A 15,971-nucleotide genomic window follows, 5' to 3' on the forward strand; every position below is an offset into this window, starting at 1 on the left:
GTGTAATAAATAAAGGGCGCTTAGATGTCCTGTCCACGGCGCGGATCTCCCCCCGTGCCAATGCGTGAAAGCGTAAAAAAGCCAAATACTCAGGAGCACTCTCAATTATGTTTAAGAATGCATTTGCTAACCTGCAGAAGGTCGGTAAATCGCTGATGCTGCCAGTATCCGTACTGCCTATCGCAGGTATCCTGCTGGGCGTCGGTTCTGCAAACTTCAGCTGGCTGCCAGCCGTCGTTTCCCACGTGATGGCAGAAGCGGGCGGTTCTGTTTTTGCCAACATGCCGCTGATCTTCGCTATCGGTGTTGCGCTAGGTTTCACCAATAACGATGGCGTGTCCGCACTGGCTGCCGTCGTGGCTTACGGCATCATGGTGAAAACCATGGCGGTTGTCGCGCCGCTGGTTCTGCATTTACCTGCGGAAGAGATTGCTGCTAAACACCTCGCGGATACCGGCGTACTCGGTGGTATCATTTCGGGTGCCATCGCAGCTTATATGTTTAACCGCTTCTATCGCATCAAGCTGCCAGAATATCTGGGCTTCTTTGCGGGCAAGCGTTTCGTGCCGATTATTTCCGGCCTGGCGGCGATTTTCACCGGTGTGATCCTGTCCTTTATCTGGCCACCGATTGGTACCGCTATCCAGACTTTCTCCCAGTGGGCGGCTTATCAGAACCCGGTTGTGGCCTTCGGCATCTACGGTTTCGTTGAGCGTTGCCTGGTACCGTTCGGTCTGCACCACATCTGGAACGTTCCTTTCCAGATGCAAATCGGTGAATACACCAACGCTGCCGGTCAGGTGTTCCACGGTGATATTCCTCGCTACATGGCAGGTGACCCGACGGCGGGCAAACTGTCTGGCGGCTTCCTGTTCAAGATGTACGGTCTGCCGGCAGCGGCAATCGCCATCTGGCACTCTGCGAAACCAGAAAACCGCGCGAAAGTGGGCGGTATCATGATCTCCGCGGCGCTGACCTCGTTCCTGACCGGTATCACCGAGCCGATCGAGTTCTCCTTCATGTTCGTTGCGCCGATCCTGTACGTGATCCACGCGATTCTGGCTGGCCTGGCATTCCCGATTGCTATCCTGCTGGGTATGCGTGACGGTACCTCGTTCTCGCACGGTCTGATCGACTTCATCGTCCTGTCTGGTAACAGCAGCAAGCTGTGGCTGTTCCCGATTGTTGGTATCTGCTATGCCATCATTTACTACACCATCTTCCGCGTGCTGATTAAAGCACTGGACCTGAAAACCCCGGGCCGTGAAGAGGCGACTGACGATGCGAAAGCCAGCGTTTCCAGCGAAATGGCTCCGGCTCTGGTCGAAGCCTTTGGTGGTAAAGCCAACATCACTAACCTCGATGCCTGTATCACCCGTCTGCGCGTCAGCGTAGCGGATGTGGCGAAAGTGGATCAGGCTGGCCTGAAGAAACTGGGCGCCGCGGGTGTGGTTGTTGCAGGTTCCGGCGTTCAGGCGATTTTCGGTACAAAATCCGATAACCTGAAAACCGAGATGGATGATTACATCCGCAACAACTAAAAAAGATAGTGGGGAGAACTAAGGCAGCCAAATGGCTGCCTTTTTTATTTTTTGCCCGGTGGCGGGCGGNTCTGGATAGTAGGTCGGGTAAGCGCAGCGCCACCCGACTCTTTTTTAGAAACTGTAGCTGGCGCTGACAGAGAAGTTGCGTGGCGCGCCATAGACGCCATAGGTGCCCAGATAATCGTAATATTCTTCGTCAAACACATTATTCAGGTTGCCCTGTACAGCGAAGTTTTTGGTCACCTGGTAGCGGGTAAAGAGATCGACCACAGTGTAGCCGTCCTGGGTAATCTGCTTAACGCCGTTCGGACCGTTATCGATATCCTGCCAGGTTTTGTTTTGCCAGCGCGCGCCGCCACCGACGGTCAGCTCAGGCAGCATCGGTAGCTGGTAGCGGGTGAACAGTTTCAGCGAGGTGCGCGGCTGACCTGGATTCACGGCGTTACCGTCTTCATCTTCCGCAATGTAACGGCTTCCGCCAAAGGTTAGCTGCCAGTTGTCGGTCAACGCGCCGTTCAGTTCAAACTCAATCCCTTTACTCACAGTGCCATCAACCGATTTATAGGCGGTCTGTCCGCCGGAACCCGGAATCGTCGTTCCTGTTGAAACGGCGACGTTGTCCTGTTCGATGCGGAACACGGATAGCGACGCAGTCAGACGGGTATTAAACCAGTCGCCTTTCACGCCCGCTTCATAGCTTTTACCGGTCGTCGGATCGATAAAGTTGCTGTTCACGTCACGCTGGCCAGATGGCTGGAAGATAGAGGTGTAGCTGGTATAGACGGACCAGGTATCGTCGATGTCGTAAATCAGGCCGGCATACGGGGTGACGTCATCGAACTTCGACGTACGAATCTCGTCAGGTTTACGTTCGAGGTTATATTTTGCGCTCCACTCGGTATAACGAGCACCGAGGATCAAATGCAGCGGATCGGCAAGCGAAAGGCGAGTGGCGGCATAGAGGGATTTCTGGCGAATCACGTCACGCTGGTAAAGGGCAAAATCAGACCAGGTCGGATCCGCCAGCTTGCCGTTGTAATCGTAAATGCTGCCCACATCCATCAGGCCGTAGTTGCTGTTAACCGGAAAAGAGTTGTCATAGTTGTTGCGTTGACGGCTGTAGCTGCCGCCCAGCATCAGCTCATGCTGACGGCCCAGCAGATCGTAACCGCCGCGCACGAACGCATCCACGGCGTCCTGCTTACGTTCGCCACGGTTCCAGCCGCCCCAGGCACCCTGGAACAGCGAGGCATCGTACAGGCCGGTGGCTTTATCCGGGTAACCATCGATGTACATCAGCTTGCTGTCGAAGTTGGTTTCCGCATGCATAGTGTTGATCTTCGCCTCCCAACCATTATCAAAACGCTGGGTCAGGTTGGCAAAGATCTTCGTGGAGTCTTTGTTCGAGTAAGTCCAGTCGGCGGCGGTATTAAAGCCACGACGGAAATGGGTCTTGCTGCCGTCACTGAACATCGACGGAAAACCGCCCCAGGTCGGGCTGTCTTCTTCACTTTCCTGATAGTCGTAGCCGACGGAAAGGGTTGTGGAGTCGGTGACATCGGCATCCACTACGCCGTAAATGAATTTTTTACGGTTGTGGTTGCGCTCGACCCAGGAATCGTTGTCCTGATAGCCGGTGATCACGCGTCCGCGAACGTCACCGGATTCAGTCAGTGGTGCCTGCAGATCCAGCACGTAACGCTGTTTATCCCAACTGCCATACGTCGCCGAGGCTGAGCCTTTGAATGCTTTGCTGTCGGCATGTTTACGCACCATGTTGACATAGGCGGACGGGTTACCTGTGCCGCTCATCAGACCCGCTGCGCCGCGCACCACTTCGATTTTATCGTAAATCGCCGTATCGCCCGCGGTATCGCCAAAGTTCCAGCGATTATCAAGGAATGTCGGCATATCTTCGTAAGCGAAGTTGCTGATAAAGAAACCACGGGAATAGAAATTAGTACGGCTGGTATCAATACGGGACGCGCTCACCCCGGTGGTGTTATCCAGCACCTGACCGATGGTGTTCAGTTCCTGATCCGCCATACGCTGCTGGCTGATCACGCTGACCGATTGTGGAATATCACGCGGAACCAGCAACAATTTGGTGCCGGTGGTTGTGGTTTTAACGCTGTAATCCTGATCCTGGCTGTCGGTAATGTTGTCCGCGGTGCCTTCAACGACGATGTTCTCTTCCTGAGCCTCGTTGGCGGCACGCAGGGTATTGGGAAAAAGTGCTGCTGCAATACAAACCGCCAGCATCGCTGGCGTGGTGACAGGGGAGCGCCGCTCATCCCTGGTGTGGTGGATGGAAGTCATGATAAACCCTTTAAAATAATTGTTGTTTTTTGCTGTTCACCTCGTCATGGCGAGATGAGCGTTATAGTGAGACGCGGTTGTGCATTTTTTGCATACAAATGCAAATGAGAAATATACGCATTCGAATTACCACTGTAAACAGATGTAAACAATATCAACGAAACTTTGTTTTACGTTCTGACAGGGGAAAGGCGCAGGAGAGTGGTTATTCCAACAGCAGCTAAAGGCTAAAGGGAGAAGAAATCACGGTTTCAGGTTGAAAGACAGGGAGTAAGTCGCTCATACTCAAGGTTCTATTCTGTTTGTCAGATTACCGCACGGTGAATAATTAAAAAGGAACAGGCCATGGCAGAAGAAACGATTTTTAGCAAAATCATTCGTCGCGAGATCCCCTCGGATATCGTTTATCAGGACGATCTTGTCACCGCATTTCGTGATATCTCCCCGCAGGCGCCAACCCACGTTCTGATTGTTCCCAATATCCTGATCCCGACCGTCAACCACGTCACCACCGAGCACGAACTGGCGCTGGGGCGCATGATGACTGTCGCGGCTAAAATCGCTGAACAGGAAGGAATTGCGGAAGACGGCTATCGACTGATTGTGAACTGCAACCGTCACGGCGGGCAGGAAGTCTATCATATTCATATGCACCTGCTCGGCGGCCGTCCGCTGGGGCCGATGCTGTCGAGAAAATGAAGGTGAACATGAAGACAGGGCGTTTCACCCTGATCCTGGCGCTGTTGACGCTGGCGGGTTGTGGTTCGCACCCGGAGATCCCGGTAGGCGACCAGCAGACGCTGGTGATGGAGTCGAACGTGCTGGTCGCCGGGATCAGCGCGGAAAAGCCGGAGCTGACGACGTCAGAAATTCAGGCGACCGCCTCTTCCGTTCTCTTCAACGAGCGCCGCGAACCGGTGACGCTCCACTATCGTTTTTACTGGTATGACGCCAGAGGGCTGGAAATGCATCCCCTCGAAGCGCCGCGCAGCGTGACGGTGCCGGGTAATGCCTCCGTTACGCTCTATGGCAGCGCTAAAAATCTTGGGGCGCATAAAGTCCGCCTTTATCTTTATCTTTAAGGGGTAAATCGTGATGTCAAAATTGAGTCGCTATGCATTAATGACGGCGCTGGCGATCGTCCTGTCAGGGTGTGTGGGGCAACGCGAAGAGCCCGCGCCGGTGGATCAGGTCAAACCGGTGCCGCAGCAACCTGAGCCGCAACAGCCGGTGCCAACCGTACCTTCAGTGCCGACCATTCCGCAGCAGCCAGGCCCGATTGAACAACCGGACCAGACCGCACAGCCGACGCCACGCGTTCGTCATTACGACTGGAACGGCGCAGTACAACCGATGGTCGGCAAAATGCTGCAGTCGGAAGGTGTAAACGCGGGCAGCATTCTGCTGGTCGACAGTGTCAATAACCGCACCAACGGTTCGCTGAACGCCAGCGAAGCCACCACCGCGCTGCATAATGCGCTGAGCGGTAACGGTAAATTCACCCTGGTGTCCGTGCAGCAACTGGCGGTCGCCAAACAGCAGCTCGGCCTGTCGCCGCAGGACAGCCTCGGCTCCCGCAGTAAAGCGATGGGCATCGCCCGCACTGTTGGCGCACAGTATGTGCTGTACTCCAACGCCACCGGCAACGTCAATGCACCGACGCTGCAAATGCAACTGATGCTGGTGCAGACTGGCGAGATTATCTGGTCAGGTAAAGGTGCAGTGCAGCAACAGTAAACTGACGCGTGACGAGGTGCTGTCGCGCTTTTTCCCCGACTATCAGCCTTTCCNNCAGCGGTTGGTGCTGCGCCAGCATCACACGCCCCAGGACGCCGAATACCATTTTCTTCGCCAGTATCATGCGCTGTCGCAGCTTCCACGGGATCTCGCGCCGCGCCCGCGTGTTTACACACGAGGCTGGATGGCGGTGGACTATGTCGCAGGTGAGATAAAAAGCGCGCTGCCCGACCATCGTCAACTGGCGGCAATGCTGTATTATTTGCATCAACAGCCCCGGTTTGGCTGGCGGGTGCTGCTGTTGCCGTTGCTGCAAAATTACTGGCAGCACAGTGCGCCCGCACGCCGTACGCCGTTCTGGCTGCGTCAGTTGCACCGCTTACGTAAAGCTGGTGAACCCGTTCCGCTGCGCCTGGCGCCGCTGCACATGGATATCCATGCCGGTAATATCGTCCATACGGCGGCGGGGCTGCGACTGATCGACTGGGAATATGCCGGAGATGGCGATGTTGCGCTGGAACTGGCGGCCGTCTGGGTCAGCAGTGAAGCGGAACATCGCCAGCTGGTTGAGGATTACGCCGCGCTGGCAAAAATAGAGCCACAGCGCCTGTGGCGACAGGTTCAGCGCTGGCTGCCGTGGCTGTTAATGCTCAAGGCCGGCTGGTTTGAACATCGCTGGGCGCAGANAACAATTTATCACGCTGGCCGATGACACATGGCGCCAGCTTAAGACGAATGGATAAGAGAGGTCTTTGTGGGTCCAGTAATGTTGGATGTCGAAGGGTTTGAGCTGGATGCGGAAGAACGCGAAATCCTGGCCCATCCGCTGGTTGGCGGGTTAATTATTTTTACCCGCAACTATCACGATCCCGCGCAATTGCGCGAGCTGGTACGCCAGATCCGCGCCGCATCGCACAATCATCTGGTGGTCGCCGTGGATCAGGAAGGCGGGCGCGTTCAGCGTTTTCGCGACGGATTCACCCGTCTGCCCGCGGCGCAGTCTTTTGCGGCGCTGCTGGGGATGGAAGAGGGCGGCAAACTGGCGCAGGATGCCGGGTGGCTGATGGCCAGCGAAATGATCGCCATGGATATCGACATCAGCTTCGCGCCGGTGCTGGACGTCGGACATATCAGCGCGGCGATTGGCGAGCGTTCATATCATGAAGATCCAGCCAAAGCGTTAGCCATGGCGCGTCACGTCATCGACGGCATGCACAGCGCAGGCATGAAAACCACCGGCAAACATTTCCCTGGTCACGGTGCCGTCACCGCCGACTCCCATAAAGAGACGCCGAGAGATCCGCGTCCACAGGCCGAAATTATCGCCAAAGACATGTCGGTATTCCGCACACTCATCGACGAGCAACGTCTCGATGCCATCATGCCAGCGCATGTCATCTACAGTGACGTTGATCCGCGCCCGGCCAGCGGCTCAGCACACTGGCTGAAAACCGTGCTTCGCGGTGAACTGGGCTTTGAGGGGGTTATTTTCTCTGACGATCTGTCGATGGAAGGGGCCGCGATCATGGGCAGTTACGCGGAGCGTGGGCAGGCATCGCTGGACGCTGGTTGCGATATGATCCTGGTCTGCAATAATCGTAAGGGTGCCGTCAGTGTGCTGGATAATCTGTCGCCGATCAAAGCAGAGCGTGTTACGAAATTGTATCATCAGGGTTCATTGACACGTGAGACGTTGATGGATTCCTCTCGCTGGAAGACGGTCAGCGCACAGCTGGAACAGCTGCATGAACGCTGGCAAGAGCATAAAGCGGATCGTTAATTCTCCCGCATCGGGATCGGAAGTGTTGTGAGGATGTGATGATTATTTATTTACACGGTTTTGACTCGAACAGTCCGGGTAACCACGAAAAGGTGTTGCAGCTGCAATTTATCGATCCGGATGTGCGATTGATAAGCTACAGCACGCTCCATCCAAAACACGATATGCAGCATCTGTTGAAGGAAGTCGACAAGATGCTCCAGCTTAACGTTGACGAACGCCCGCTTATTTGTGGCGTCGGGCTGGGCGGCTACTGGGCGGAGCGCATCGGTTTTCTGTGCGACGTGCGTCAGGTGATATTCAACCCGAATCTCTATCCGAATGAAAACATGGAAGGGAAGATTGACCGTCCCGAAGAGTACGTTGATATCGCCACCAAATGCGTGAGCAATTTCCGTGAAAAGAACCGCGACCGTTGCCTGGTGATCCTCTCGCGTCAGGATGAGGCGCTGAACAGCCAGCGTTCGGCGGAGGTACTGCATCACTACTATGAAATTATCTGGGACGACGTGCAGACGCATAAATTCAAAAATATCTCCCCGCATTTGCAGCGCATCAAAGCCTTTAAAACCTTAGGTTAACCCCTTTCAAACCCGGCGGGCGTCCTGCCTGCCGGGCCTCAGAATGCTCCCTCACCAGCTAAACTTGCTGATCATTGCAGCAGTAAAACTTGATGCATATCAATTTTGGTATGACCAATGCACCGTTCATGGTATTCTCAGTGCTGCTGAATGGTTTCGCGCAGGTAACCTGTTGTTAATTAAAGGCTATTTAAATAACTTTTAATTAACAATTGGTTAATAATTTTAGGGGGTCACGTTGACTACGCCATTGAAAAAAATAGTGATTGTGGGCGGCGGTGCTGGCGGTCTGGAGCTGGCTACTCAGTTAGGGAGAAAGCTGGGCCGTGGTAAAAAAGCGAAAATTACGCTGGTGGATCGCAATCACAGCCATTTGTGGAAACCGCTGCTGCATGAAGTGGCGACCGGTTCTCTGGATGAGGGCGTTGATGCCCTGAGCTATCTGGCGCACGCGCGTAACCACCATTTCCAGTTCCAGCTGGGTTCAGTGGTCGATATCAATCGCGAGAACAAAACCATTACGCTGGACGAAATCCGCGACAGCAAGGGCGACCTGCTGGTGCCGGAGCGCAAGCTGGCGTATGACACGCTGGTGATGGCGCTGGGCAGTACCTCCAATGACTTCAACACGCCGGGCGTGAAAGATCACTGCATTTTCCTCGACAACCCGCACCAGGCGCGCCGTTTCCATCAGGAAATGCTCAATCTGTTCCTCAAGTATTCCAGCCATCTGGGCGCGAACGGCAAGGTTAATATCGCGATTGTCGGTGGTGGGGCGACCGGTGTTGAACTCTCGGCAGAACTGCATAACGCGGTGAAACAACTGCACAGCTACGGTTATAAAGGGCTGACCAACGAAGCGCTGAACGTCACGCTGGTGGAAGCGGGCGAACGTATCCTGCCTGCATTACCACCGCGTATTTCCGGCGCTGCACATAGCGAACTGACCAAACTGGGTGTGCGCGTGCTGACGCAAACTATGGTCACCAGCGCCGACGAAGGCGGTCTGCATACCAAAGAAGGCGAGTATATTAAAGCCGATCTGATGGTCTGGGCGGCCGGTATCAAAGCGCCGGACTTTATGAAAGAGATTGGCGGCCTGGAAACCAATCGTATCAATCAGCTGGTGGTGGAACCGACGCTGCAGACCACCCGCGACGCGAACATCTATGCGATTGGTGACTGCGCTTCCTGCGCCCGCCCGGAAGGCGGATTTGTGCCGCCGCGCGCGCAGGCGGCACACCAGATGGCCTCCTGCGCCCTGAACAATATTCTCGCGCAGATGAAAGGCAAAACCCTTAAACCGTATGTTTATAAAGATCACGGTTCGCTGGTGTCACTGTCGAACTACTCGACAGTCGGCAGTCTGATGGGCAACCTGATGCGCGGCTCGATGATGGTGGAAGGGCGTATTGCGCGTATGGTCTATATCTCGCTGTACCGTATGCACCAGATTGCGCTGCACGGGTACTTCAAAACCGGGTTGATGATGCTGGTGGGGAGCATTAACCGCGTCATTCGTCCGCGCCTGAAACTGCATTAATCCTGCGTAGTATATCGCCGCCCCGGACTGGCTGCCGGGCCGGCGCTTTTCAGCATATCCTTCGGCATATCGCCGTTATCGCTTAAGAGTACTCTGAATCACTGCGATTTGCCCGACGATCACGCACTTTTCATCCACTTTCCGATTTGCTTAACCCCCTTTACAGTTGCAAAATTGTTACTAACAGCAACAAAGGAGGAACTCCCGTGAATAAATCAATGTTAGCGGGTATAGGGATTGGCGTGGCTGCCGCGCTGGGCGTGGCGGCAGTAATTAAAGAAACGGTCAAAACACCGCGTCAGGAATGCCGCAACGTCGCCGTCACCCATCGACGTCCGGTGCAGGATGAAAACCGTATTGCCGGTTCAGTACTCGGCGCGGTGGCAGGTGGGGTGATTGGTCACCAGTTCGGTGGCGGTCGCGGGCGCGATGTCGCTACGGTCGTCGGTGCGCTGGGCGGCGGTTACGCCGGTAACCAGGTGCAGGGGGCGATGCAGGACAACGACACTTACACCACCACGCAACAGCGCTGTAAAACGGTGTATGACAAATCGGAAAAAATGCTCGGCTATGACGTGACCTACAAGATTGGTGACCAGCAGGGGAAAATCCGTATGGACAAAGATCCTGGCACACAGATCCCACTGGATAATAACGGTCAGCTGATTCTGAATAACAAAGCGTAAAAAAAGCAGTTCCCGGTATATTGGCCCCTCATTCGCTCAGGCTGAGGGGCTTTTTTTGCGTCAGGCGGTGAGGATCTGCGGCCACAGACGCAGCGTGGTGTTCGCGATCTGCATCAGCGATTCAAAGCTGGCGCCATCACGGGCGCTGATCGACATCCCCTGCAAAATGCAGCTCAGAAACTGCGCCAGGGCGTTGATATCTTTTCCCTGTGGAATTTCGCCGCGCTGCTGTCGCTGGGCAAGAAACTGACGCAGCGTCTGTTCCTGCATGGCATGGCGGGATTTAATGGTTTTCGCAATCTCTTTAGAAGATGCCGCGAGCGTCGCCGAGGTGCTGATCAGGAAGCAGCCCGCCGGGGTTTCGTTGCTGGTAAAGCAGGCAGCGACGGCGGTGAAATAGTCACGCAAGGCCTGTTCTACGGGCTTTTCTTCGCAAAAGAGTTGCGCTTCATGCTTTGCGGCAAAACGCGCCACATAGCGGTCGAGGACAGCACGAAACAGCCCTTCTTTATTAACGAATTCAGCGTAGAGGGTAGGGGCTTTCGCGCCCGTTGCTTCTACTAAATCTGCCAGCGAGGTGGCTTCATAGCCGTGCTGCCAGAAGAGTGTCATGGCCTTATCAAGCGCCACATCCCTGTCGAACACTTTCGGTCGGCCACGGCTTTTTTTTGTGCAACTCGGAACGTCAGTTGTCATGGTGCCGGTGTACCTTAGTCAGTATTAATTACGTGCCTATTATAAATTATTTCTTATGGACGAACAGTAGCGACGACACAAAAATAAAAAAATCCTATCGATATGAAAAATATGGATTTTTAAATTATTTTAATGATCGTTATAAAATAAAGTTGACGTGTGATGCAGATCACATTATGATTTTTGTATCGATCGTTAAGCTAATGCTTGCGACCATCCTAATTCATCTGCACAGGTCATTAATCATGAAAAACGTTAACACCCTTATCGCTGCTGCTGTTCTGAGCTCACTGTCATTTGCCAGTTTCGCGGCTGTTGAAGTGCAATCCACTCCGGTCGATCAGCACAAAGTCGGCACCATCTCCGCTACCGCAGGCACTAACCTGGGTTCGCTGGAAGATGAGCTGGCACAGAAAGCTGACGCCATGGGCGCTAAATCTTTCCGTATTACCTCTGTGACTGGTCCTAACACCCTCCACGGGACTGCCGTCATCTACAAATAAGCATCATTAACCTCTGATGCCACTGCCACGAAAAAGCCCTGCTTCAGAAGAAGCAGGGCTTTTTTCTTGCCGCGAGATAAGTTACAGGGTTTGTGGGGCAGTGTCAGTGTGACGGCTCACATCTACCGGCATTCCTGAACGCACTTCCATTACCTGCGTCATGATTTCAGCGTCTGTCTGCGGCGCATCCTTAAATGTCTGCATCGCGGCATTGAGGACAATCGGCAGCGTCTGCGGATCGTCATCAATATGCTTCGACAGCGGCTGGTGTACTTCAACCAGACGCATACCGCCAGGCTCTACTGAGGTTTTGATCGGCGTATTGATGATATTCACCTTCGTACCCGGCTGGATCACCCTGAACAACGTTTCGATGTCGCCGTCGCGCAGGCGAATACAGCCTGAACTAACCCGCATGCCGATGCCGAAATCGGCGTTGGTGCCGTGCAAGAGATACACACCGCCGTAGGCGGCAAGANNCCACCGCAGGCAAATTAATCCCCTGTGCTTTATAACGTGCGCGAATATTCGCGGTAGGCGTCCACGTCGGGTTTGCACGCTTGTCTGACACCGTTGTGACCATAGTCGGCGTCAACGTGTCTCCTCCAAGCTGACCAATGCCAATCGGATAGACAGTCACCACGTTTTTACCCGGTGGATAATAATAAAGGCGCAATTCCGCCAGGTTGATAACGATGCCCACCCGAGGCGCATCCGGTAGCAGAGTCTGCAACGGGATCGTCAGCACGCTGCCGGCGCGGGGCACGTAAGGATCCACCCCCGGGTTGGCCTGCAACAGTGCGAGAAAACCGACATTGTATTTTTTGGCAATCGCTTCCAGCGAGCCGCCGTTATCTTCGACAACGTGGAAGCGGTTTTCACCCACCACGCGGCTGCCTTCAGGCGGCAACGGCCAGGTGTTGGCATGAGCGGGAAGGGCGAGAGATAACAACGAGGCTGCCATCAACAGCGGCAGCCAGCGGAAAAACGCGACATGTTTAATCATCACTGAACATCCATCCTGGTGATTGTCAGCTGCGGAACAGCGAAACCTCTATTATGGATTCAGATGATGAGAAAATGTTTCGATGGATTGCAAAGAGTTTGTAAATTAACGTCTTGCGTACCGGGCAGTCAGCGCCACCCGGCGACACCACCGGTCAGGCGACCGCGTTCTCTTCAAGCTGCTGCATAAACTGGCGCATCCAGTCCATACGGGTTTTACGCTCGCTGAGATCCTGCATAAACTTGAGGCGCGTCGGGCCGTCGAGGCGAAAATGCTGCGGCTGTTTTTGCAACAGGCCAATCAGCCACGCCGGATTAACGTGATTTTTCTCGTTAAACTCAATCACACCGCCTTTGTCATTGCCTTCCAGCTTACGAATGCCCAGTTTTTGCGCCTGCTGGCGTAAACGGGCGATATCCAGCAGATTACGCGCCGGGTCTGGCAGCAGACCAAAGCGGTCAATCAGCTCCACTTTCAGCTCTTCCAGCGCGCTTTCATTTTTCGCGCTGGCAATGCGTTTGTAGAAGGAGAGACGGGTATTCACGTCCGGAATGAAATCGTCCGGCAGCAGCGACGGCATCCGTAACTCCACTTCCGTTTGCTGACTGGTGAGATCTTCCAGCGAGGGCTCGCGACCCGCTTTCAGCGCATCAACCGCGTTTTCCAGCAGTTCCATATACAACGAGAAGCCGATGGTTTCCATCTGCCCGCTCTGATCTTCGCCAAGCAGTTCCCCGGCGCCACGGATCTCCAGATCGTGGGTTGCCAGCGCAAAGCCCGCGCCCAGATCTTCCAGTGAGGCAATCGCTTCGAGACGTTTTTGCGCATCGGTGGTCATCGCTTTCGGATGCGGCGTCAGCAGCCAGGCGTACGCCTGATGGTGTGAACGCCCGACGCGACCGCGTAACTGGTGCAACTGCGCCAGCCCGAAGTGGTCCGCACGTTCGATGACAATGGTGTTCGCCGTCGGGATGTCGATCCCGGTTTCGATGATGGTGGTGCAGACCAGCACGTTAAAACGCTGGTGGTGGAAATCGTTCATCACCCGCTCAAGCTCGCGCTCTCGCATCTGCCCGTGACCAATAGCGATGCGCGCTTCCGGCACCAGTTCCGCCAGTCGGTCCGCCGCTTTCTGGATGTTTTCCACGTCGTTGTACAGGTAATACACCTGGCCGCCACGTAACACTTCACGCAGAATCGCTTCGCGCACCACCAGGTTGTCGTACTCGCGCACAAAGGTTTTCACCGCCAGACGGCGTGCCGGTGGGGTGGCGATTATCGACAGATCGCGCATTCCGCTCATCGCCATATTCAGCGTGCGCGGAATTGGCGTTGCGGTCAGCGTCAGGATGTCGACATCCGCGCGCATCGCCTTGATACGCTCTTTATGTCGCACCCCGAAGCGGTGTTCTTCATCGACGATCAACAAACCGAGATCTTTCCATTTCACATCGCTCTGCAACAGCTTGTGGGTACCAATCAGAATATCGATTTTGCCCTCGGCGGCCTGCTCCAGAATCTGTGCCTGCTCTTTGGCGCTGCGGAAACGGGAGAGCATTTCGATGCGTACCGGCCAGTTGGCAAAACGGTCGCGGAAGTTGTCGAAGTGCTGCTGAGCGAGCAGGGTGGTCGGCACCAGCACGGAGACCTGTTTGTTGTTTTCAACGGCCAGAAAGGCAGCGCGCATCGCCACTTCGGTTTTACCAAAACCCACGTCGCCGCATACCAGACGATCCATCGCCAGCGGCTGGCACATGTCGCTGAGCACCGCGTTAATCGCCTGCGCCTGATCTGGCGTGGTTTCGAAGGGGAAACTGTCGCAAAACAGCTGATACTGCTCGCGGTCGTGTTTGAAGGCAAAACCGGATTTCGCGGCGCGCTGGGCGTAGATATCCAGCAACTCGGCGGCGACGTCGCGTACTTTCTCTGCCGCTTTTTGCCGCGCACGCGCCCAGGCATCGCCACCCAGTTTGTGCAGCGGCGCGTTATCTTCCGCACCGCCTGCATAACGGCTGATCAAATGCAGCGATGACACCGGGACGTACAGTTTTGCATCGCCCGCGTAGGTCAGCATCAGGTATTCGCCCTTGATACCACCCGCTTCGAGCGTGGTGAGCCCGGCGTAGCGCCCGACGCCGTGTTCCAGATGGACCACCGGTTGACCCGGATGCAGCTCCGCCAGGTTGCGAATAAGGGTATCCGGGTTGATGGTCCGGCGGCTGTCCTGACGACGCTGCGCCACGCGCTCGCCGAGCAGGTCGCTTTCGCAGATCAGCGCCCGGTTGCGCAGGGTATCGATGTAACCATGTTCCGCCGCGCCGAGCATCAGGTAACGCCCGTTGGCGGTGGCTTCTTCAAGACGAAGAAGGCGTTTGGGCGCCAGCTTAATGCGCGCCAGCAGTTCGCCCAGCGCTTCACGGCGACCCTCACTTTCCACGGAGAAAATCACCGGGCCAGTGAAGGCTTCAAGGAATTTACGCAGGTTATCCAGCGGCGACTTCTGCTGCGCCTGAACGGCGAGATCCGGTAGCGTCTGGTAGCCCAGATTCTGATGCGCGGCTTTCTCCGCCAGATGCTCTTTTCTCAACTGCACGCGCGGCCAGTTTTTCAGCTCGCTGAACAGGGCATCGGTGCGCAGCCAGATTTGCTCGGGCGGCAGCAACGGACGCATCGGGTCGACGCCGCGGTTTTCAAAACGCGCCTGCGCCTCTTTCTGAAAACGGTCAGCGCTGGATTCGAGATCGCCGGTGTTGACCAGCAGCGTATTCGCCGGGAAATAACTGAACAACGTCGGCAATGGCTCGCTAAAAAACAGCGGCTGCCAGNATATGTTCGGCGTCGCGTTTGACGTCGAATTTGTCGCGCCACTGGCTGCGGAACAGTTCAATAGCCGCTTTGTCCGTCGGAAATTCATGCGCAGGCAGTAAGTTAATTGCCTCAACCTCTTCCAGCGTACGCTGCGAGTCCACGTCGAACAGGCGCAGGCTGTCGATTTCATCATCAAAAAAATCAAGACGATACGGCTGCTCGCTGCCCATCGGGTAGAGATCCAGCAGCGCGCCACGGGTGGCGTATTCGCCGTGCTCCATCACCTGATCGACATGCCGGTAACCGGCGCTGTCAAGCTGCGCACGCAAGGCATCGCGGGAAAGCCGCTGCCCTTTTTTCATCACCAGCGCATGGCCGTGAAGAAAATTGTGCGGGCACACGCGCTGCATCAGCGTACTCAGGGCGACGATAAGCACGCCGCGTTGCATGGTCGGCAGTTGATATAACGTGGAGAGACGGGAAGAGATGATTTCCTGATGCGGGGAAAAGCTGTCGTAGGGGAGCGTTTCCCAGTCTGCAAGGTTCATCACCAGTTGATCGGTAAACTGCCTGACTTCATCCTGCAACCGCAGCGCGTTCTGCATATCCGGCGCAATCAACACCACGGGACCGCGATGACGTTCAATGATTTCGGCAACTTCTGTCGCACAGGCGGCGCCGGTAAGCTCGCCCAGCAGACGCTGCTCGCCTGCTTTCGCGGGCAGGGCGTATCGTTGTTTTTCAGGCATAAATGACATCAATATCTCT

Annotated in this window: 11 protein-coding genes and 3 pseudogenes; 10 read left to right on the forward strand and 4 right to left on the reverse strand. The window is 55.3% G+C overall.

The features are described 5' to 3' along the window. Positions 1-107 precede the first annotated feature (107 nt). The gene (gene ptsG / locus GM30_RS21630; protein ID WP_049850268.1) at positions 108-1,541 is read left to right on the forward strand and encodes a PTS glucose transporter subunit IIBC; all 1,434 of its coding nucleotides are present in this window, start codon (positions 108-110) and stop codon (positions 1,539-1,541) included. A gap of 114 nt (positions 1,542-1,655) precedes the next feature. Here ptsG and fhuE read toward each other — a convergent pair whose 3' ends face one another. Continuing rightward, positions 1,656-3,863: a ferric-rhodotorulic acid/ferric-coprogen receptor FhuE gene (fhuE, locus tag GM30_RS21635; RefSeq protein WP_049850269.1), complete on the reverse strand. Its 2,208-nt coding sequence runs from the start codon at positions 3,861-3,863 to the stop codon at positions 1,656-1,658. A 345-nt stretch (positions 3,864-4,208) separates the two neighbouring features. On the opposite strand from fhuE, the gene hinT reads away from it, so the two are divergent. From hinT to GM30_RS21675, 8 genes and pseudogenes are all read left to right on the forward strand, one after another. Then, a complete protein-coding gene (gene hinT / locus GM30_RS21640; protein WP_049850270.1) occupies positions 4,209-4,562 on the forward strand; it encodes a purine nucleoside phosphoramidase in 354 nt (117 codons plus the stop codon). An 8-nt stretch (positions 4,563-4,570) separates the two neighbouring features. Further along, positions 4,571-4,945: a YcfL family putative periplasmic lipoprotein gene (locus tag GM30_RS21645; RefSeq protein ID WP_049850318.1), complete on the forward strand. Its 375-nt coding sequence runs from the start codon at positions 4,571-4,573 to the stop codon at positions 4,943-4,945. Between the two features lie 13 nt (positions 4,946-4,958). Continuing rightward, complete coding sequence (gene lpoB / locus GM30_RS21650) at positions 4,959-5,600, forward strand: penicillin-binding protein activator LpoB (protein ID WP_049850271.1); 642 nt, start codon at positions 4,959-4,961, stop codon at positions 5,598-5,600. Then, positions 5,581-6,343 (forward strand): annotated as a pseudogene (thiK, locus tag GM30_RS21655) (thiamine kinase). The gene lpoB and the pseudogene thiK overlap by 20 nt, the downstream one beginning before the upstream one ends. Before the next feature lie 11 nt (positions 6,344-6,354). Continuing rightward, positions 6,355-7,380 carry a beta-N-acetylhexosaminidase gene (gene nagZ / locus GM30_RS21660; protein ID WP_049850272.1) on the forward strand — a complete coding sequence of 342 codons (1,026 nt, stop codon included), beginning with the start codon at positions 6,355-6,357 and terminating at the stop codon, positions 7,378-7,380. Positions 7,381-7,418: 38 nt separating this feature from the next. Continuing rightward, positions 7,419-7,961: an alpha/beta hydrolase YcfP gene (gene ycfP / locus GM30_RS21665; RefSeq protein WP_049850273.1), complete on the forward strand. Its 543-nt coding sequence runs from the start codon at positions 7,419-7,421 to the stop codon at positions 7,959-7,961. A 238-nt stretch (positions 7,962-8,199) separates the two neighbouring features. Next, complete coding sequence (locus GM30_RS21670) at positions 8,200-9,504, forward strand: NAD(P)/FAD-dependent oxidoreductase (RefSeq protein WP_049850274.1); 1,305 nt, start codon at positions 8,200-8,202, stop codon at positions 9,502-9,504. A 206-nt stretch (positions 9,505-9,710) separates the two neighbouring features. Continuing rightward, positions 9,711-10,190 (forward strand): glycine zipper 2TM domain-containing protein, encoded by a 480-nt coding sequence (locus GM30_RS21675; protein ID WP_049850275.1) that lies wholly within the window; start codon positions 9,711-9,713, stop codon positions 10,188-10,190. 60 nt (positions 10,191-10,250) lie between these two features. Here the strand turns inward: GM30_RS21675 and GM30_RS21680 are convergent, their stop codons facing one another. Beyond that, on the reverse strand, positions 10,251-10,886 hold the full coding sequence (locus GM30_RS21680; protein ID WP_049850276.1) for a TetR/AcrR family transcriptional regulator: 636 nt from the start codon (positions 10,884-10,886) through the stop codon (positions 10,251-10,253). A 245-nt stretch (positions 10,887-11,131) separates the two neighbouring features. On the opposite strand from GM30_RS21680, the gene bhsA reads away from it, so the two are divergent. Beyond that, positions 11,132-11,389, forward strand: coding sequence for a multiple stress resistance protein BhsA (gene bhsA / locus GM30_RS21685; protein WP_049850277.1), 258 nt, complete (start codon positions 11,132-11,134; stop codon positions 11,387-11,389). An 81-nt stretch (positions 11,390-11,470) separates the two neighbouring features. On the opposite strand, the pseudogene ldtC reads toward bhsA, so the two are convergent. Both ldtC and mfd read right to left on the reverse strand, forming a co-directional pair. Next, positions 11,471-12,395 (reverse strand): annotated as a pseudogene (gene ldtC, locus GM30_RS21690) (L,D-transpeptidase LdtC). Positions 12,396-12,549: 154 nt separating this feature from the next. After that, positions 12,550-15,952: pseudogene (gene mfd / locus GM30_RS21695) on the reverse strand (transcription-repair coupling factor). Between the last annotated feature and the right edge of the window lie 19 nt (positions 15,953-15,971).

The organism is Trabulsiella odontotermitis (genome assembly GCF_001188485.1).
Lineage (GTDB): Bacteria > Pseudomonadota > Gammaproteobacteria > Enterobacterales > Enterobacteriaceae > Trabulsiella > Trabulsiella odontotermitis_A.

Coding starts and splice junctions, on each gene's coding strand:
- GM30_RS21645 (WP_049850318.1), top strand. CDS start 4,571: ATGAAGACAGGGCGTTTCACCCTGATCCTGGCGCTGTTGACGCTGGCG.
- hinT (WP_049850270.1), top strand. CDS start 4,209: ATGGCAGAAGAAACGATTTTTAGCAAAATCATTCGTCGCGAGATCCCC.
- ptsG (WP_049850268.1), top strand. CDS start 108: ATGTTTAAGAATGCATTTGCTAACCTGCAGAAGGTCGGTAAATCGCTG.
- bhsA (WP_049850277.1), top strand. CDS start 11,132: ATGAAAAACGTTAACACCCTTATCGCTGCTGCTGTTCTGAGCTCACTG.
- GM30_RS21680 (WP_049850276.1), bottom strand. CDS start 10,886: ATGACAACTGACGTTCCGAGTTGCACAAAAAAAAGCCGTGGCCGACCG.
- ycfP (WP_049850273.1), top strand. CDS start 7,419: ATGATTATTTATTTACACGGTTTTGACTCGAACAGTCCGGGTAACCAC.
- lpoB (WP_049850271.1), top strand. CDS start 4,959: ATGTCAAAATTGAGTCGCTATGCATTAATGACGGCGCTGGCGATCGTC.
- fhuE (WP_049850269.1), bottom strand. CDS start 3,863: ATGACTTCCATCCACCACACCAGGGATGAGCGGCGCTCCCCTGTCACC.